We start from the raw sequence: 17,959 nt of genomic DNA on the forward strand, positions 1-17,959 counted from the left end.
CTAAACCCTTTCCATGGAAACTCAATTCCATGCCACCCAATCGAGCGATTGTGTCGATAAAATCAACGCCGCTATCTTCGAGGCGGCGGCGAGCTGCCGGGGGTCTTCGTTGAGTTCTGCCCGGTGTTCCACGCCGCAGCCTCGACGAGATAGGTGACATGGTGACGATTCCCGGCGAAACGCTGACCGGAAGCGCCGAAGAGAGCCAAATTTCCAGCCTGAGTACGGCCGCTGCACGGAATTTGGCGACGACCACCAAGACCGCGCCGCAGATGCAGGGGATCACCTCCCGCTGGCTGCTGCGGCTGCTGCCCTGGGTCCAGGTCTCGGGCGGTACGTACCGTGTCAACCGGCGTCTGGCGTACACCGTCGGCGACGGGCGGATCGACTTCGACATCGACGGCAGCGCGGTCACGATCATCCCCGACGAGCTGCGCGAACTGCCCGCCCTGCGGGACTTCACCGACACCGAGGTGCTCTCGGCGCTCGGCGAGCGATTCGCCCAACACGAGTACGCCCCGGGTGAGTTGATCGCTCAGGCGGGTGCGCCGCACGACCGGGTCGTGCTGATCGCGCACGGTCGGGTCGACCGGATCGGCACCGGCAAGTACGGCGACGAGACCGTCCTCGAAGCCCTGGCCGGCGGCGACCACCTCGGCGACGCCGCGCTCGACGGCGCGGACGGGGAGTGGGAGTTCACCTACCGGGCGGTGACCCGGGTGACGGTGATGGCCCTGGCGCACCGGGACGCCCACGAGGTCATCGGCCGCTCACCGGCCCTGCGCGACCACCTCGCGTCCGACGGCCACCGGGCCGCGCAGCCGACCGGCACCGGCGGCGAACCCCCGCTCGCCCTCACCTCCGGCCACCACGGCGAACCAGCCCTGTCCAGCACGTTCGTCGACTACGAGCGCAAGCCCCGGGAGTACGAACTCAGCGTCGCGCAGACCGTCCTGCGCTCCCACACCCGGGTCGGCGACCTCTACAGCGACCCGATGAACCAGGTCGAGGAACAGCTCAAGCTCACCGTGCAGGCGCTGCGCGAGCGCCAGGAGCACGAGATGATCAACAACCGCGAGTTCGGGCTGCTGCACAACGCCGCCCTGACCCAGCGCATCCACACCCGCAGCGGCCCGCCCACCCCCGACGACCTCGACGACCTCCTCGCGACGGTCTGGAAGGACCCGGGCTTCCTGCTGGCCCACCCCAAGGCGATCGCCGCGATCGGCCGGGAGTGCAGCGCCCGCGGGCTCTACCCGGACGCGGTGGACTTCAACGGCCACTCGCTGCCGTCCTGGCGCGGAGTGCCGATCTTCCCCTGCAACAAGATCCCGGTGACGGAGCACGGCACCAGCTCGGTGCTGCTGATGCGCACCGGCGAGGACAAGCAGGGCGTCGTCGGACTGCACCGCAGCGGAATTCCCGATGAGTACGAGCCGAGCCTTTCGGTGCGGTTCATGGGCATCGACGACAAGGCCGTCATGAACTATCTCGTCAGCGCCTACTATTCCGCGGCCGTTCTCGTCCCCGACGCCCTGGGCGTCCTGGAAGACGTAGAAATCGGGCGTTGAGCGGGAAATCTCCGGATAGCGACTGCCGCACCGCGCGGACCGGCAGTACCGCACCCTCCACCCCGCTCTTGAGTAATTTCCCGCGCTTTTCACCACGTTTTGCCTACCACGCTTTACGCACCGATCGGAACAGGTGACTCCCCGCATGACCACATCCGTGGATCCCACGTCCGGCCCGCAGACCGACGGCTCCGCACAGCACCGGTCCAGCCTGGACACCGCGGCCGCCCGCAACCTGGCGACCACCACCAAGACCCCGCCGCAGATGCAGGGGATCTCTTCGCGGTGGCTGCTGCGGATCCTGCCGTGGACGCAGGTCTCCGGCGGCACCTACCGGGTCAACCGCCGCCTGACCCACACCCTGGGCGACGGCGAGGTCGAATTCGTCACCGAGGGCTCCGAGGTCCGGGTCATCCCGCAGGAGCTGCGCGAGCTGGCGCCGCTGCGCGGCTTCACCGACGACCCCACGCTCCAGGAACTCGCCGGCCGCTTCACCCAGCGGGACGTCGTCCCCGGCGACGTCCTCGCCACCAAGGGCACCACCACCGACCAGGTCATCCTGATCGCGCACGGCAAGGTCGAGCGGATCGGCACCGGCAAGTACGGCGACGACACGGTGACCGCGGTCCTCGCCGGCGGTGACGCGGCCGGCGACGCCGCGCTGCTGGCGCCGGACGCCGAGTGGGAGTTCACGCTGCGCGCGGCCACCCGCGGCACCGTCCTCACCCTCTCCCGCGGCGACTACGAAGAGGTCCTGGGCCGTTCGGCGGCGCTGCGCGAGCACGTCGAGAACGTCCGCACCGCGCTCGTCCCGGCACAGAACAAGCACGGCGAGGCGGCCATCGAACTCGCCGCGGGACACGTCGGCGAGCCGGCACTGCCGGGCACCTTCGTGGACTACGAGCGGGCGCCGCGGGAGTACGAACTGAGCGTCGCGCAGACCGTGTTGAAGATCCACTCGCGGGTGGCCGACCTCTACAACGACCCGATGAACCAGCTGGACCAGCAGCTGCGACTCACCGTGGAGGCGCTGCGCGAGCGCCAGGAACACGAGATGGTCAACAACCGCGAGTTCGGCCTGCTGCACAACGCCGACCTCAAGCAGCGCATCCACACCCGCAGCGGCCCGCCCACGCCCGACGACCTCGACGAGCTGATCTCCCGGCGCCGCAAGACGCAGTTCCTGCTGGCGCATCCGCGGACCATCGCGGCCATCGGACGGGAGTGGAACGCCCGCGGCATCTACCCGGCTACCGCGGAGTTCGAGGGGGCGCCGGTGCGCGCCTGGCGCGGCATCCCGCTGCTGCCCTGCAACAAGATCCCGATTAACCCCGACCAGACCAGCTCGATCCTCGCCCTGCGGGTCGGCGAGGAGAACCAGGGCGTGGTCGGCCTCCACCAGACCGGCATCCCGGACGAGTACCGACCGGGCCTGTCCGTGCGGTTCATGGGCATCAACGACCAGGCCGTCATCCAATACCTGGTCAGCGCCTACTACTCGGCGGCGGTGCTGGTGCCGGACGCGCTGGGCGTCCTGGAGGACGTCGAGATCGGACACTGAGCGACCGGCCGGACGCCCCGTCACCCGGGTGCCGCCCGCCGCACTGACCCGCCGTCAGGGTCGGGACGCGGCACGGCACCCGGGTGACGTCCGTTCCGGCCGCCCGGGGGGGGCGTTGGACGCAGGTCACCCGGCGTGGGCCTTCTTTGGTCAAGCCATTGACACGCCGGCCATTCCCTTGGCAGCGCGCGCACCGTTGCGCATGATGAACACACCGGCACGTGCGTGACATGTACGCGACCCCCCTCGGTCCTTGTCAGGAGTTCGCATGGAACCCGACCAGCACTTCCCGGCCCGCCGGCGGCTGCTCACCGGCGCCGCCGCACTCGCCGCGGCCGCCGCACTCACTCCCCTGACCGCGGCCGGCGCCGCCACCCCGCGCAGGCGGCGGGCCCGGTCCGCCGGCTACCCGCCCGTGCACTGGACCCCGGCCGACGCCGCCAACTACACCGCCGCCAACCGCCCCGCGCAGTACCGGATCGACACCGTCGTCATCCACGTGACGCAGGAGACCTTCGCGGACACCTTGCGGCTCTTCCAGGACCCCGCGCACAAGGCCGCCGCGCACTACGTCGTCCGGTCCTCGGACGGCTACACCGCCCAGTGCGTCCGCGAACGGGATGTCGCCTGGCACGCCGGCAACTGGAGCTACAACACCCGCAGCATCGGCATCGAGCACGAGGGCTGGATCGACGAACCGAAGTGGTTCACCGAGACGCTCTACGCCCGCTCGGCCCTGCTGACCGCCGCCGTCTGCGAGCGCTACGACATCCCCAAGGACCGCGAGCACATCATCGGGCACGTCGAGGTCCCGGGCACCGACCACACCGACCCCGGGCAGTACTGGGACTGGGCCCACTACATGGAACTGGTCAGGGGCGCGAACTTCTGGCAGGACCTGGCCGACTTCTGACGACGCCGGCTTGTGACGACGCCGGCTTGTGGCGATCGGGAGCGCCGCCCCGTCGGGCCGGAACCGGTCGCCCCGGCCCGGCGGGCGGGCGCCCGCCAGGCGACACGGCACCGTTCCGCGGATGTTCGAAATCCCGCCATCCGCGGTCCATAGTGAGCGCTGCCACCACCTGAAACAGTTGACGCGACGTCAGGGGGCTGTCATGAAGCAGCGGTTGGGCACCATCCGGACGGTCACGATGCGCGCGCTGACGGCGAGCGTGGTCGCCTGGGGCGTCCTGGTGGGTGGCACGGTGGCGGGCACGGCACAGGCGGCGGCCGTCGACCGCACCGCACCGGCCCCCTCCCCCCTCACGCGCAACACGCACCTCAGCCGCACCGCACCGGTGCGGCTCGCCCCCGGGGTGACGTACTCCGGGTTCCGACTGGCACTGCCCCGCGGCACCGTCCGCGGCCACCTGCTGACCGTGGACCTGTCCCACCCCGAGGTCTCCGTGGACCTGCTCCATCCGACCGCGGTGGCCGCCCGGGCCCCGGTGTCCGAACTGGCCGGGGACCGGGAGGCGGTCGCGGCGGTCAACGGCGACTTCTTCAACATCAGCGAGGCACAACACCCCGGGGTGGAGGTCACCGGCTCGTCGGTCGGCCCCGAGGTCTCCTCGGGACGGGCGCTGAAGGGCGCGGTGCCCGACGGCCAGCGCTTCGGCCCGCCGCTCCCCTCCGCTGCCAGCACCGAGGACGTGCTCGGCATCGGCTACGACCACCGGGCCCGGCTGGACCGCCTGGCCCTGCGCGGCACCGTCCACAGCGCCGCGGGCACCTGGCCGCTGCGCGGGCTGAACCAGTACGCCCTGCCACAGGGCGGCATCGGCGCGTTCACCGCCCGGTGGGGCGGGGTCTCCCGGGAGCGGGCGGTCTGCGGCACCGACGCCGACCGCGGGGCGGGCTGCGACACCACCACCGCCGAGGTCACCGTCCGCCACGGCCGGGTGGTGAAGACCGCCCCGCGCCCGGGTGCCGGCACGATCGCGCCGGGGTCCGTGGTGCTGGTCGGCCGGGAGGAGGGCGCACGACGGTTGCGGGCGCTGCACCTCGGCCAGCGGGTCCGGATCGGCCACCGGCTCGTCGGCCGCCGCCCGGGGCGGCTGCGCTGCGCGGTCGGCGGCTTCCCGGTGCTGCGCGGCGGACGCCCCGTGGCCGGCCTGGACACCACCGCCGTCACGATGCGCACCTCCGCCGGCATCGCGCACCACGGGCGCACCCTGCTGCTGATGGCCCTGGACGGCGAGAAGGGCCGGCACCAGACCGGGCTGACGGTCCGCGAACTGGCGGGGCTGATGGCACGGCTGGGCGCCCGCGACGCGACGGACCTGGACGGCGGCGGCTCCTCGACGTTCGTCACCGAGGACCGCTACGGCGAGGTCCGGGTGCGCAACCACCCCACGGACGGCAAGGAGCGCCCGGTGGCCAATGCGCTGGGGGTCTTCTCGCTCCGGTGAGCCCACGGTCCGACCCGCCCCGGTGGTCCCGCGGGGTTGCGCACTCCGCCCCCGGGTGAGCCGCAGCCCGGGACGGCGGGCCTCGGGGGCGCGCTCCTCCCGCAGCTTTCCGCCGGGGCGCTGGTGAGGGGCCAGTGTGACGCGGGGGGGTGTGACGCGGGGGGCGAGGCGGGGGCGAGGCGAGGGTGAGCGGCGGGTGAGTGCGAGCGGTGGGCGGTGAGCGCTCGTCGGGGCGGACGGCGTCGGGGCGGGCTGTGTCGGGGCGGGCGTGAGGGTGAGGGGTGGGGTGGGTCGGGGCCGGGGTGCCCGCTTGCTGCTTCCTTGTTCGGCAACGATTACGGAGAGTTAATTGTTCCGGGGTCGTCACTCAGTGTAGCGGTGGGTTGACGCGGTGCGGGCGGGGCGTGGAGTTGCGGTGGCGCAGGGTCACGGGCGGACGCTGCTGACGACTTCGGCGGCGTTGGCGAGGCCGTGGTGGATGTCCGGCGCGAGGCTGCTGCCGGCCAGGTAGAAGCCGAGCAGTCCGCAGACGATGGCGTGCGAGAGCTTCAGCTTGCCGCTGCGCAGGAAGATCACGATCAGGATCACCAGCAAGAGGATGACCGAGATGGAGACAGCCATGGACACCACACCTCCTCGACGACCGCCCGAACGGACGGCGAGCGGTGGCCAGTTTGGCGCATTTCGGGGTATGTCCGGTTCGCGACGTGGTGGCCCGAACGGGTGATCACTACGGGTCACCGATCGGTCACCCGAGTGGGCGGTTGAGGGATGCCGGGGCGTCGTTCCCGCTCCTCGTCGAGGGGGGAGCGGCGCGTGCGGCGGCGGTTCCACGGGTCGGTAAAGAAGTGGCATGGATCACCTCACTCCTCGCAACGGGGTGTTGCGATTGAGCGTCTTAGCGGCCGACATTGCCGCCGCCTCCCAGACACCGACGGAAAGTCCGCTCATGAGCCTGAGCCCCGCCCGGCCGTTCCGGCCCTCTCGGTCGTTGTGCGTCGCCCTCGCGCTGATGCCGGTGCTCGGTGTCGGCACGCTCGCGGCCTGCGACGCGGCCCGGGCCTCGGCGAGTCCGGGGCAGCCGGTGAAGGTGGGGCTCGGTTCGGCCGGTGGGCAACCGACGGTGCAGGCCGGTGACCGGCTGCGGGTGAGTGCGGACGGCGGGGTGCTGACCGAGGTGACGGTGACCGATCCTCGGGGTCGGCAGCTCGTCGGCGGGTTCAGTGCGGGCGCGACGGTGTGGACGTCGCGGGCCAAGGCCGCGCCGGACACCAAGTACTCGGTGCTGGCCCGGACCAAGGATCCGCAGGGCGCCACCGATGAGGCCAAGGAGTCGCTGACCACCGGGAAGGTGGCCAAGCGGAACCGGCTGACGTTCGACCCGCGGCCGCACGGCGAGGTGGTGGGCGTCCACGATCCGATCACCCTGACCTTCGCTTTTCCGGTGCGGGACCGGACGGCGGTGGAGCGGCGGCTGACCGTGACCACCGACAACCGGACGACGGGGGCGTGGACCTGGAAGTCGGTCCACGGCAAGGACCGGATCGTCTGGCGGCCGGAGCAGGAGTGGAAGCCGGGCACCAAGGTGACGCTGCGCGCCGAGTTGAACGGCGTGGACTCCGGTGGTGGGCGCTTCTTCACCAAGGACTACGGGCTGCGGTTCACCGTGGGTCGGGGCACGGCCGTCCGGGCGGACCTCGATTCTGACGCGTACCGCACGCCCGGACTCGGACTTACGCCGGCGTTATGGCAAGGTCCAGGTGGGTGACTCCGTGACGGGTCACCGAACCCTCGCTGCGAGGGACAGACAACAGAGGGGGCGGGCCGGAGCCTCGATGGTCGGCCGGTCGCAGCGGCAGTGGGCCGGAGGCGGAGCACGCGCCTCGTGTCGGACTGTCGACCCCTTTTCAGAGCCTAATGTGACGGAATGAGCACCGTGCAGGACCAGGATCAACTCACGGGGTGGCTGCGCTTCCGGCGCCGCGTCCCCAATGGCTTCGCCATCATCTTCAGCTTGCTGGGGCTCTTCTGTGCCCTGACGGCGCTGATCGGGCCCCTTCGGCGCACGCTCCACTCGGTGATCTACTGGCTGGACACGCTCACGATCCCGGTGGCGCCGAACTTCGCCTACGCCGCGTTCCTCTTCCTCCTGGCCGCGGCGATGACCGCGCGCAAACGGGTGGCGCTGTGGTTCGTGGCCGCGTACATGGTGCTGAACGTCCTCGCCGACGCGCTGTTCCTGGCGGCCGGGTTCTGGGAGTTCGGCTTCTCGCTGGCGCTGTGCACCGGGGCGCTGGTGCTGCTCCTCGTCTCGCACCGGGAGTTCTACGCGATCACCCGGCGCGGTGCGTTCCTGCGGGCGGCGCTGGTGCTGGCCGGTGGTCTCGTGGCCGCGGTGCTGGTCGGCTGGGGCGTGGTGTCGTTGGCGCCGGGTTCGTTGGAGGCCGGTGGCGGCAACCGGTTGCTGTGGGCGGCCAACCGCGTCTGCGGTGGGTTGGTCGGCGGCCGGATCGTGGAGGGTCACCCGCCGCACTGGATCGGTACGTTGCTCGGGCTGCTGGGCGCGCTCGCGTTGCTCAACGCCGCTGCCGCGCTGTTCCGTTCGCAGCGGATGGAGGCCGCGCTGCACGGTGACGAGGAGGACCGCATCCGGGCGCTGCTGTCGAAGTACGGCAGCCAGGACTCGCTGGGTTACTTCGCGACCCGTCGGGACAAGGCGGTGGTCTTCTCCCCCAGTGGCAAGGCCGCGGTGACGTACCGGGTGGAGGCCGGCGTCTGTCTGGCCAGTGGTGACCCGGTCGGTGACCGGGAGGCGTGGGCTCCGGCGATCGACGCGTGGTTGGAGGTCGCGGGTCGGTACGGCTGGCAGCCGGCCGTCATGGGGGCGAGCGAGGACGGCGCCAAGGCGTTCGCGCGGGCCGGGCTGGGTGCGTTGCAGCTCGGTGACGAGGCGATCTTGCACGTCTCGGAGTTCGATCTGGACGGCCGGGACATGCGGGGCACCCGTCAGGCGGTCAACCGGGTCGAGCGGACCGGGGCGACGTTCCGGGTGCGGCGGCACGCGGAGTTGACCGATGCGGAGATGCAGGAGGTCATCCACCGGGCGGACGCGTGGCGGGACACCGAGACCGAGCGTGGCTTCTCGATGGCGCTGGACCGGCTCGGGGACGGGCAGGACGGCGATTGCCTGTTGGCCGAGGCGTTCGACGGCGACGGGAAGATGATCGCGCTGCTGTCGTTCGTGCCGTGGGGTCGGGACGGCATCTCGCTGGACGTGATGCGGCGCGATCGCAGTGCGCCGAACGGCGTGATGGAGTTCATGGTCGCGCAGTTGTGCGTGCAGGCCGGGGCGCTGGGTGTGCGTCGGGTCTCGTTGAACTTCGCGGTGTTCCGGTCGGCCTTCGAGGAGGGCGCGCGGATCGGTGCGGGTCCGGTGTTGAAGGTGTGGCGGCGGTTGCTGCTGTTCTTCTCGCGTTGGTGGCAGTTGGAGGCGCTGTACCGGTCGAACTCGAAGTACCACCCGGAGTGGTACCCGCGGTTCCTGTGTTACGCGGATGCCGGTGCGCTGGCGCGGATCGGCATGGCGTCGGGCATCGCCGAGGGTTTCGTGGCGGTGCCGAGTCTGGGCAAGTTGTGGGGCAAGGGCCACAAGAAGCGGGTGTTGGCGCCGGCGAGCACCGCGGGGCTGCCGTCGTTGGACGAGTTGGGTCTGGTGCAGGCCGCGCCGGCGACGGAGGCGGAGCAGCGGGAGCGGGAGTTGGCCGCGCTGCCGGAGCAGGTGCGGGTGCGGCACCAGAAGCTGGAGCGGCTGCGTCAGGAGGGTACCGATCCGTATCCGGTCGGGGTGCAGCGGACGCACACGCTCGGTCAGGTGCGTGCGGAGTACGGGGCGCTGGCGGCCGGTGAGCGCACCGGTAAGACGGTGACGGTCGCCGGGCGGGTGCTGTTGGTCCGGGATCATGGTGGTGTGCTGTTCGCGGAGTTGCGGGACTGGTCGGGCGATCTGCAGATCGCGTTGACCCGGGACGCGGCGGGTGAGCTGTTGGACCGCTTCGGTGCGGACGTGGACCTCGGTGACCATGTGGAGGCCGAGGGTGAGGTCGGCGCCAGTGACCGCGGTGAGTTGACGGTGTTCGTGACGCGGTGGCGGTTGACCGCCAAGTGTCTGCGTCCGTTGCCGGACAAGCGGCGGGGGCTGTCGGACCCGGAGGCGCGGGTGCGGCAGCGGTACGTGGATCTGGTGGTGTCGCCGGATGCGCGGGAGACGGTGCGGGCGCGGAGCACGGCGGTGCAGGCGCTGCGGCAGGGGCTGATCGACCGGGGTTACCTGGAGGTCGAGACGCCGATGTTGCAGCAGATCCACGGTGGTGCGAACGCCCGTCCGTTCCACACCCACATCAACGCCTACGACCTGGACCTGTACCTGCGGATCGCGCCGGAGCTGTATCTGAAGCGGCTCTGTGTGGGTGGTATGGAGAAGGTCTTCGAGATGGGGCGGACGTTCCGCAACGAGGGCATCTCGTACAAGCACAATCCCGAGTTCACGATGTTGGAGGCGTACCAGGCGTTCGCCGACTACGACGTGATGCTGAACCTGACCCGGGAGTTGATCCAGGGTGCGGCCGTCGCCGCGTTCGGCAGTGCGACGGCGCGGAAGGCGGACAAGAACGGGCGCCTGGTCGAGCATGACATCTCGGGGATCTGGCCGGTGAAGACGGTGTACGGGGCGATCTCCGAGGCGTTGGGCGAGGAGGTCGACGCGGACACCGATCCGGTGGTGCTGCGGCGGCTGTGCCAGGCCGCGGCGGTGCCGGTGAAGCCGGAGATGGGCCGCGGCGACGTGGTGTTGGAGATGTACGAGCGGTTGGTGGAGGAGAAGACGACGCTGCCGACGTTCTACAAGGACTTCCCGACTGATGTGTCGCCGTTGACGCGTCAGCACCGGGTGGATCCGCGGCTGGCGGAGCGTTGGGACCTGGTGGCGTTCGGTACCGAATTGGGTACTGCGTACTCGGAGTTGACGGATCCGGTGGAGCAGCGGCGGCGGCTGACCGCGCAGTCGTTGCTGGCGGCCGGTGGTGATCCGGAGGCGATGGAGTTGGACGAGGACTTCCTCCAGGCGCTGGAGTACGCGATGCCGCCGACCGGTGGTCTGGGTATCGGTGTGGACCGGTTGGTGATGTTCCTGACGGGTCTGTCGATCCGGGAGACGTTGCCGTTCCCGTTGGTGCGGAGGCGCTGACCGGCGTACGGGGAAGTGCAGTGACGGGACGGCCCGCCTTTCGAGGCGGGCCGTCCTGTTGTGGGGTGGGTCAGGCGTTGGCTTGGTGGTGGAGGGGTTCGCCGCGCAGGTAGCGGCCGACGTCGCCGGCGACGATCTCGGCGGCCTTGTGGGCGACCTGCCTGCTGCCGCCGGCGATGTGCGGGGTGAGGACGACGCCGGGGGCGGTGAGCAGGCGGGAGTGGGCGGGGACGGGTTCTTCGGGGAAGACGTCGAAGCCGGCGCCGGCGAGTTGGCCGGATTCCAGGGCGTCGCAGACCGCGTCGTAGTCGAGGAGGGCGCCGCGGGCGCAGTTGATCAGGATCGAGCCGTGGGGCATGGCGGCGAGTTGGGCGGGTCCGATCATGCCGGTGGTCTCGGGGGTGACGCGGGCGTGCAGGGAGACGATGCGGGAGCGGGTGAGGAGTGCGTCGAGGGGGACCTGTTCGGCGAGGCCGGTGAGGGCGTCGGGGTGGACGTAGGGGTCGTGGACGAGGATGTGGGCGCCCATGGCGTGCAGGACCTTGGCGACGCGGCTGCCGATGGCGCCGAAGCCGATGAGGCCGATGGTGGTGCCGTCGATCTCGATGCCGCAGTTGTCGTAGTCGTAGTAGTCGCCGCGCCAGATGCCGCGGCGGAGGTCGGTGTGGGTGTCGCCGACGCCGCGGGCGGCGGCCAGGAGCAGGGTGAGGGTGTGTTCGGCGGTGGCGGTGGCGTTGCGGCCGGGGGCGTTGCAGACGGCGACGCCGTGGCGGGTGGCGGCGTCGAGGTTGGCGTTGACGGGGCCGCCGCGGCTGGTGCAGAAGAGCTTGAGGTCAGGGCAGTTGGCGAGGATGCGGGCGGTGAGGGGGCCGTGTTCGGTGACGCAGATCTCGACGCCTTGGAGGGCTTGGATCATCTCGTCTTCGGTGCCGGATGCCTCGGTGACTTCGGCGACGGGGCCGAGGGGGGTGTGGGGCCAGCCGAATTGGATTTCGCGTATGTCGAGTGGGGTGTCCCCGGCCGCGGTGCGTACGGCGGCGCTGAGGAGGTCGGGGTGGATGAAGTGGTTGCCGGCGGCGAGGACGGTGGTGGTCATGCGGGGGTCTTCTCCTGGGTGGGGGCGTTGAGGCGGAGGAGGGCGGTGTGGTTGCCGTTGAGGCGGATTTCGGTGAGTGCGCCGTTGTCGAGGTGGGGGAAGGTGCGGCGGTATGCGGCGAGGGGGATGCCGAGGAGGTGGCAGAGCAGGACGCGGATGAGGGTGGAGTGGGCGACGACGAGGATGCGGCCGTGGGGTTGGTCGCGGGCGATGTCGGTGAGGCAGGCGGCGGCGCGTTCGGCGGCGTTGCGGGGGTGTTCGCCGCCGGGGAGGTGGTGGTCGGCGGGGTCGGCGAGGAAGTCGGCGACGCCGCGCGGGAAGCGTTGGCGCATTTCGTCGCGGGTGAGGCCCTCGCCCTGGCCGAAGTCGAGTTCGTAGAGGCGTTCGTCGACGTGCGGGGTGAGTCCGCAGGCGTCGGCGGCGGGGGCGGCGGTGAGGCGGGCGCGGGAGAGGGGGGAGGTCCAGATGGCGGTGAGGTCGGCGGTGGTGGCCCAGTGGGCGAGGGTGCGGGCCTGTGCGCGGCCGCGGTCGGTGAGGGGGACGTCGGAGCGGCCGGCGTAGCGGTTCTCCGCGTGCCAGACGGTCTCGCCGTGGCGGACGAGGAGGAAGTCGGTCACTGGGTGGCCCTCCTGAGGGCGTGGTCGGCGACGGTGGGGGCGAGCCAGCCGCGGCGGGTGAGTTCGTCGACGAAGCGGTGGTAGACGGGGAGGTAGCGGGTGGTGCGGTCGGGGGCGGGGCGGATCGCGGTGCCGGGGTGGACCATGGCGGTGGCGGCTTCGGTGAGGGTGGCGCCGGTGGAGGTGGCGGCGAGGACGGCCATGCCGAGGCCGCCTTCGGCGTGTTCGGGGACGTGGACGGTGCGGCCGAGGACTTCGGCGCGCAGGCGGCACCAGTAGGTGTTGCGGGCGCCGCCGCCGGTGTAGGTGAGGGGGCCGTCGGTGGGGGCGTCGAGGAGGTCGAGGTAGTCGAAGCAGAGGCGTTCGAGGCAGGCGACGCCGAGGAGGTAGGAGTGGAAGGCGGTGGCGCGGGTGGGGGTGTCGCCGAGGATGAAGGGTTCGGCTTCGGGGGCGCGGAAGGGGAAGCGTTCGCCGCCGGTGGAGACGAGGGGGTAGGCGACGGCGTCGGGGTCGAGGGCGGCGGCCTGGTCGGTGAGGACGTCGAGGTTCTCGCCGTGGAAGTACTGGGAGATGACGCCGGCGCCGCTGCTGGAGGCGCCGCCGGGCAGCCAGGTGTCGCCGGGGCCGCGGTGGCAGTAGACGACGCCGGCGGGGTCGCGGACGAGGTGGTCGCTGCTGCCTTTGAGGACGAGGGTGGTGCCGAGGACGGCGTTCCAGGCGCCGGGGGTGAGGGCGCCGGCGCCGATCTGGGCGGCGCAGCCGTCGGTCATGCCGGCGACGATGGTGGTGCCGGCGGGGATGTGGGTGGCGTCGGCGGCGGCCGGGCAGACGGTGCCGAGGACGGTGCCGGGGCGGACGACGTCGGGTAGCAGGTCGGTGGGGATGCCGAGGTGGTCGGTGACGTCGTGCGGCCAGCGTTCGTCGATGAGGTGGTAGCCGGTTTTGAGGGCGTGGCTGGTGTCGGTGGGGAGTTGGTGGCCGGCGAGTTTCCAGGTGATCAGGTCGACTTGGTGCAGGAGGCGGGAGCCGGTGCGCAGGGTGGGGTCGTCGTCGAGGAGCCAGCGGAGTTTGGGCAGGGCCCAGGAGGGCGGCATGGTGCGGTAGCCGAGTTCCTGCCAGACGGGTGCGCCGGCGGCGTTGACGGCTTCGGCCTGGTCGGTGGCGCGGCCGTCGTCGTACATGAGGCCGGGGGTGCGGGGGGTGCCGTTGGGGTCGGTGAGGAGGAGGGTGCCGGAGGTGCCGTCGATCGCCAGTCCTCGGATGCGGCGGGTGTCGAGTCCGGTGAGGGCTTCGCGGCAGGCTTCGGCGAGCGCGGTCCACCACTGGTGGGGGTCTTGCTCGTGGCGGTTGCCGGTGCGTTTGCTGGTGAGGGGGCGGGTGGCGGTGGCGAGGAGGGTGCCGGTGCCGTCGACGGCGAGGCAGCGGGCGCTTTGGGTGCCGAGGTCGAGGCCGAGCCAGATGCCGTCGGGGCCGGGGTGGTGGCCGGTGGGTCCGGGGGCGTGCGGGTCAGACACGGATGCCTCCTGGGGCGGGTTGCTCGGCGGGGTGGGTGCGGCGGGTGGTGGAGTCCGGGCGCCAGGTGGCGGTGGTGCGCCAGCCGGCGGTGCGGGCGAGGCCGCGCCAGGTGAGGAAGTCCTCGTGGAGGGCGGCGTAGAACGCGGTGCGCTCCGGGTCGGGTTGCCAGCGGCGTTGCACGTGGACGTAGGTGTCGGCGGCGCGGTGCAGGCTGCTGACGGCGCCGGTGCGGACCAGACCGGTGAGGAAGGCGCCCTTGGCGCCGATCTCGGTGTCGCCGGAGCGGGCGGTGGGCACGCCGGTGGCGTCGGCGATCAGGGCGCACCAGGCGTCGCTGTTGGCGCCGCCGCCGCACAGGCGCAGTTCGGTGACGTCGGTGCGGGCGGCGGTCAGGCAGTCGCGCACGACGAGGGAGAGTCCGTCGAAGACGGCGCGGGCGAGGTCGGCGGGGGTGTGGTCGAGGGACAGGCCCCAGAAGGAGCCGCGGGCGCCGGGGTCGAGGAAGGGGGCGCGTTCGCCGGCGGGTGACAGGTAGGGCAGGAACGTCAGGCCGTGGGCGCCGGGTTCGGCTTGGAAGGCGAGGCGGGCGAGTTCGGGGGGTCCGGGCAGGTGGAGGAGGCGGGCGGCCCAGCCGAGGACTTCGGCGCCGTTGAGGGTGGGGAAGGCGCGTAGGACGCGGTCGCGGCCGCGGTAGGCGATGGTGACGCCGGAGGGTTCGCCGGTGGTGTCGATGTCGGTGCGGACGATTTCGGTGCACAGGGTGGTGCCGAGGATGCTGCACGCCTGGCCGGGGTTGACGACGCCGACGCCGCGGGCGGTGGCGGCGATGTCGTAGGGGGCCATGACGACGGGGAGGCCGGCGGGGAGGCCGAGTTGGTCGGCGGCGGTGGGGGTGAGTTCGGCGGTCCGTTGGTCCTCGGTGAGGACGGTGGGCAGGAGGCGGGCGTGGTCGGTGAGGCCGAAGAGGTCGAGGATGGCGGGGTCGTAGGCGCCGGTGGTGTGGTCGAGGAAGGGGGCGGAGGCGTCGGATTCGTCGGTGGCGCGGATGCCGGTGAGGCGGAGGAAGAGCCAGCCGGCGGCGGTGAGCGAGGTGGTGGAGCGGGCGAGGCGGTCGGGGTCGTGGGCGGCGAGCCAGGCGAAGAGGGCGTTGGGCATGCCGGCGCAGGTCAGGGAGCCGTTGCGGCGGAAGGCGGCGTCGAGGAGGCCGTCGTGCTGCCAGGTGGTGAGGAGGGCGCCGGCCCGGCCGTCGGACCAGAGGATGGCGGGGCCGGTGGGGCGGTCGTGGTCGTCGACGAGCCAGGCGCCGTCGCCCTGGGCGGTGAAGGCGATCAGCCGGACCGGGTCGGTGAGGTCGGTGAGCACGTCGCGGACGGTGTGGACGACGGCCCGCCAGACGGCGTCCATGTCCTGTTCGGCCCAGCCGGGGTGGGGGCGCAGGACGGGGGTGGCGCTGCGGGAGACGGCGGTCTCGTTGCCCTGGTCGTCGAAGACGACGGACTTGATGACGGTGGTGCCGGCGTCGATGGTGAGTACGGACATCAGCGCAGTCCCTTCGCGCCGGGGCCTTCGGTGGTGTGCGCGGCGACGGCGGTGCGGTGGGTGGCTGCCGGTTCGGGCGGGTCCGGCAGTTTCAGGAAGGGGGTGAGGGCGCAGCTCACCGCGTGCATCCCCGCGAAGATCCAGACCACTCCTTCGATGCCGAGCGGCCCGACGAAGGCGGCGACGACGGCGGGTCCGACGAAGGTGCTGGCGCCGGCGCCGAGGTTGAGCGCTGCCAGTGCCTGGCCCTTGTGTCGCGGTTCCAATGAGGGCATCAACGCTGATATCGGTACGTATCCCGCCAGAGTAGCGCCGTAGCACGCGGCAACCAGGAGGGCGAGCGGGAAGTTGGGGCCGGCGGCGGTGGGGACGTAGAACAGCAGCAGGGTGCTCAGGGTGCAGCCGGCGCCGCCGCACCAGGCGATGGTGCGGCGCCAGCCGATGCGGTCGCCGACCGCGCCGAACAGCAGGTTGGCGAAGATGTTGGTGGCGAACATGGCGCTGAGCAGGTGCAGCCATTGGGTGAGGGTGAAGCCCACGGTCTTGGTGAAGTGCACCGGCAGGACGACGAAGAAGCCGAACTGCGAGGCGGTGTTGATGACCCGGACGAGGGAGCCGGCGCCGACCCGGGGGTTGCGCCACAGGACGGTGATGCTGCCGACGAGGGTGGCCAGGGGCCGCTCCCCCGCGGTCCGGGGGCGGCGGGCGCCGTGTGCGTCGCGGACCAGCAGCAGTGCGGTCAGTCCGCCGGCGACGACCAGTACGAGGGCGGCCCAGAGCGTGGCGTAGGCGCCGAGGTGCGGGATCAGGCCGCCGGCCACGAGGGAGCCGAGGGTGGGGAGTCCGCCGGTGAAGGCGAACCAGAACCAGCCCATGGCGGTGCCGAGGCGGGCCCGGGGTGCCACGCCGGCGATCCAGACGAGGAAGCCGTAGGCGAAGAGCGGGTAGCCCAGGCCGCGCAGGCCGTAGCCGAGGAGCATCAGGGGGTAGCTGGTGAGCGGGAGCGCGGCGGTGAGGAAGAGGAGTTGGAAGGCGGCCCAGACGGTCAGGCCGGTCGCCATCACGCGGCGCGGGCCCCACAGGTCGCACAGGACTCCGGAGAGCCAGGCGGCGAGGCTCGCGGCGATGCCGTAGACGGTGAAGAGCAGGGCGACCCGGGATTCAGGGATGCCGCGGTCGACGAGGTACGGCGAGAGGTACCCGGATTCGACGCCGTCGCCGATCATGAAGAGGAGCAGTCCGAGGTATCCCCAGGCGAGGGTCGGTGGGATGCCGAGGCGGGCCAGGAGCGCGCGGGGCGCGGGCGGCGGAGGGTTCGTCATCGAAGCTCCCCTTGTGTGCGGCGGGACGGATGCGGGTGGTCCGGGCCGGCGGAGGGGTGGCGGGAGCCGTGGGGGCCGGTGGACGACGCGGTGATGCAACCGCTCGCGCGAAAGGGCCGTCAAGGGGCGCCGGAATCTTCCCGTCGCGGCGGGGAGCTGCCGTGATGCATCGGGGCGGCACCGCATCCGGTGGGCACCTGCACCCCGCACCCCGCGTTACCTTCGTGTGAACATCACGCGGCGCCTTCACGTGGGTGACCGCGGGTGCGAACCGGAGGGAACGGGGCGATGGACCGGGTCGAGGCCCAGGAGGAACGGCGGCGCCGGGTCCGGGAGGCGGTGCTCGCGCGGGGGTTCGTGCGGACCGCGGAGCTGACCGCGGAGTTCGGGATCAGCCTGATGACCGCTCATCGGGACCTGGACGCGCTCCAGGCGCAGGGCTGGTTGCGGAAGGTGCGGGGCGGGGCGACGGGGCTGCCGTCGGCGCACTTCCACGGCACGGTCGCGGAGCGGATGGCGACGATGGCGGCGACGAAGCAGGCGTTGGCGCGGGCCGCGGCGGCGTTGCTGGCGCCGGGGCAGACGGTGCTGTTGGACGACAGCACCACCTGTCTGATGTTGGCGCACCAGGCGCCCGAGCACGCGCCGCTGACGGTGCTCACCAATTCGCTGCCGGCGATCACGACGCTGGCCAAGGCGCCGGGGATCTCGCTGATCACGCTGGGCGGGGCGTACTTCCCGGCGTACGACGCGTTCATGGGGCTGCACACCGCGGACGCGGTGCGGGCCTACCGGGCGGACGTGTTGTTCCTGTCGACGACGGCCGTCGCCAAGGGCCGTTGCTACCACACGTCGCCGGAGACGGTGCAGGTCAAGCGGGCGATGATGGAGAGCGCGGCGCGCCGGGTGCTGCTCGTCGACCACACCAAGTTCGCCAAGGACGGGCTGTACGCGCTGGCGCCGCTGACCGACTTCGACCTGGTGATCACCGATGACGGGCTGCCGGCGGAGCAGGTGCGGGCGGTGCGGGCGGCCGGCACGGAGGTGACGGTGGTGCCGCAGCGGTCGTGAGGGGGCGGGCCGTG

The 17,959-nt window shown here is 71.8% G+C and carries 13 protein-coding genes; 7 read left to right on the forward strand and 6 right to left on the reverse strand.

From position 1 onward, the window contains the following. Positions 1–158 precede the first annotated feature (158 nt). The 4 genes from ABD385_RS01710 (at position 159) to ABD385_RS01725 (ending at position 5,543) form a co-directional block, all read left to right on the forward strand. The gene (locus ABD385_RS01710) at positions 159–1,571 is read left to right on the forward strand and encodes a family 2B encapsulin nanocompartment shell protein (protein ID WP_344573027.1); all 1,413 of its coding nucleotides are present in this window, start codon (positions 159–161) and stop codon (positions 1,569–1,571) included. 145 nt (positions 1,572–1,716) lie between these two features. Beyond that, entirely contained in the window at positions 1,717–3,132 is a 1,416-nt protein-coding gene (locus ABD385_RS01715; RefSeq protein WP_344573028.1) for a family 2B encapsulin nanocompartment shell protein, read from the forward strand. A gap of 268 nt (positions 3,133–3,400) precedes the next feature. Further along, the gene (locus ABD385_RS01720) at positions 3,401–4,045 is read left to right on the forward strand and encodes an N-acetylmuramoyl-L-alanine amidase (protein WP_344573029.1); all 645 of its coding nucleotides are present in this window, start codon (positions 3,401–3,403) and stop codon (positions 4,043–4,045) included. A gap of 202 nt (positions 4,046–4,247) precedes the next feature. After that, positions 4,248–5,543, forward strand: coding sequence for a phosphodiester glycosidase family protein (locus tag ABD385_RS01725; RefSeq protein WP_344573030.1), 1,296 nt, complete (start codon positions 4,248–4,250; stop codon positions 5,541–5,543). Between the two features lie 426 nt (positions 5,544–5,969). On the opposite strand, the gene ABD385_RS01730 is transcribed toward ABD385_RS01725, so the two are convergent. Then, positions 5,970–6,164 (reverse strand): hypothetical protein, encoded by a 195-nt coding sequence (locus ABD385_RS01730; RefSeq protein ID WP_016578626.1) that lies wholly within the window; start codon positions 6,162–6,164, stop codon positions 5,970–5,972. Positions 6,165–6,492: 328 nt separating this feature from the next. Between ABD385_RS01730 and ABD385_RS01735 the strand changes: the two genes are divergently transcribed. Both ABD385_RS01735 and lysX read left to right on the forward strand, forming a co-directional pair. Then, on the forward strand, positions 6,493–7,311 hold the full coding sequence (locus tag ABD385_RS01735; RefSeq protein WP_344573031.1) for an Ig-like domain-containing protein: 819 nt from the start codon (positions 6,493–6,495) through the stop codon (positions 7,309–7,311). Positions 7,312–7,470: 159 nt separating this feature from the next. Beyond that, complete coding sequence (gene lysX / locus ABD385_RS01740) at positions 7,471–10,785, forward strand: bifunctional lysylphosphatidylglycerol synthetase/lysine--tRNA ligase LysX (RefSeq protein ID WP_344573032.1); 3,315 nt, start codon at positions 7,471–7,473, stop codon at positions 10,783–10,785. 70 nt (positions 10,786–10,855) lie between these two features. On the opposite strand, the gene ABD385_RS01745 is transcribed toward lysX, so the two are convergent. From ABD385_RS01745 to ABD385_RS01765, 5 genes are read right to left on the reverse strand one after another with little or no spacing between them, the layout of a single operon-like run. Beyond that, positions 10,856–11,881, reverse strand: a complete 1,026-nt coding sequence (locus ABD385_RS01745) for a 2-hydroxyacid dehydrogenase (RefSeq protein ID WP_344573033.1) — start codon at positions 11,879–11,881, stop codon at positions 10,856–10,858. Next, a complete protein-coding gene (locus ABD385_RS01750; RefSeq protein ID WP_344573034.1) occupies positions 11,878–12,498 on the reverse strand; it encodes a histidine phosphatase family protein in 621 nt (206 codons plus the stop codon). The genes ABD385_RS01745 and ABD385_RS01750 overlap by 4 nt, the downstream gene beginning before the upstream one ends. Further along, entirely contained in the window at positions 12,495–14,012 is a 1,518-nt protein-coding gene (locus ABD385_RS01755) for an FGGY-family carbohydrate kinase (RefSeq protein ID WP_344573035.1), read from the reverse strand. Before ABD385_RS01755 ends, ABD385_RS01750 begins: the two co-directional genes overlap by 4 nt. Beyond that, positions 14,005–15,552, reverse strand: a complete 1,548-nt coding sequence (locus tag ABD385_RS01760; RefSeq protein WP_344573036.1) for an FGGY family carbohydrate kinase — start codon at positions 15,550–15,552, stop codon at positions 14,005–14,007. Before ABD385_RS01760 ends, ABD385_RS01755 begins: the two co-directional genes overlap by 8 nt. Then, positions 15,552–16,874, reverse strand: coding sequence for an MFS transporter (locus tag ABD385_RS01765; RefSeq protein WP_344573037.1), 1,323 nt, complete (start codon positions 16,872–16,874; stop codon positions 15,552–15,554). The genes ABD385_RS01760 and ABD385_RS01765 overlap by 1 nt, the downstream gene beginning before the upstream one ends. Positions 16,875–17,162: 288 nt before the next feature. On the opposite strand from ABD385_RS01765, the gene ABD385_RS01770 reads away from it, so the two are divergent. After that, the gene (locus ABD385_RS01770; protein WP_344573038.1) at positions 17,163–17,945 is read left to right on the forward strand and encodes a DeoR/GlpR family DNA-binding transcription regulator; all 783 of its coding nucleotides are present in this window, start codon (positions 17,163–17,165) and stop codon (positions 17,943–17,945) included. The last annotated feature ends 14 nt before the right edge of the window (positions 17,946–17,959 follow it).

Source organism: Streptomyces lunalinharesii (genome assembly GCF_039532155.1).
In the GTDB taxonomy this organism is placed as follows: Bacteria; Actinomycetota; Actinomycetes; order Streptomycetales; family Streptomycetaceae; genus Streptomyces; species Streptomyces lunalinharesii.

Coding starts and splice junctions, on each gene's coding strand:
- ABD385_RS01710 (WP_344573027.1), top strand. CDS start 159: ATGGTGACGATTCCCGGCGAAACGCTGACCGGAAGCGCCGAAGAGAGC.
- ABD385_RS01730 (WP_016578626.1), bottom strand. CDS start 6,164: ATGGCTGTCTCCATCTCGGTCATCCTCTTGCTGGTGATCCTGATCGTG.
- ABD385_RS01770 (WP_344573038.1), top strand. CDS start 17,163: ATGGACCGGGTCGAGGCCCAGGAGGAACGGCGGCGCCGGGTCCGGGAG.
- ABD385_RS01765 (WP_344573037.1), bottom strand. CDS start 16,874: ATGACGAACCCTCCGCCGCCCGCGCCCCGCGCGCTCCTGGCCCGCCTC.
- ABD385_RS01725 (WP_344573030.1), top strand. CDS start 4,248: ATGAAGCAGCGGTTGGGCACCATCCGGACGGTCACGATGCGCGCGCTG.
- ABD385_RS01745 (WP_344573033.1), bottom strand. CDS start 11,881: ATGACCACCACCGTCCTCGCCGCCGGCAACCACTTCATCCACCCCGAC.
- ABD385_RS01720 (WP_344573029.1), top strand. CDS start 3,401: ATGGAACCCGACCAGCACTTCCCGGCCCGCCGGCGGCTGCTCACCGGC.
- ABD385_RS01735 (WP_344573031.1), top strand. CDS start 6,493: ATGAGCCTGAGCCCCGCCCGGCCGTTCCGGCCCTCTCGGTCGTTGTGC.
- ABD385_RS01715 (WP_344573028.1), top strand. CDS start 1,717: ATGACCACATCCGTGGATCCCACGTCCGGCCCGCAGACCGACGGCTCC.
- ABD385_RS01760 (WP_344573036.1), bottom strand. CDS start 15,552: ATGTCCGTACTCACCATCGACGCCGGCACCACCGTCATCAAGTCCGTC.
- lysX (WP_344573032.1), top strand. CDS start 7,471: ATGAGCACCGTGCAGGACCAGGATCAACTCACGGGGTGGCTGCGCTTC.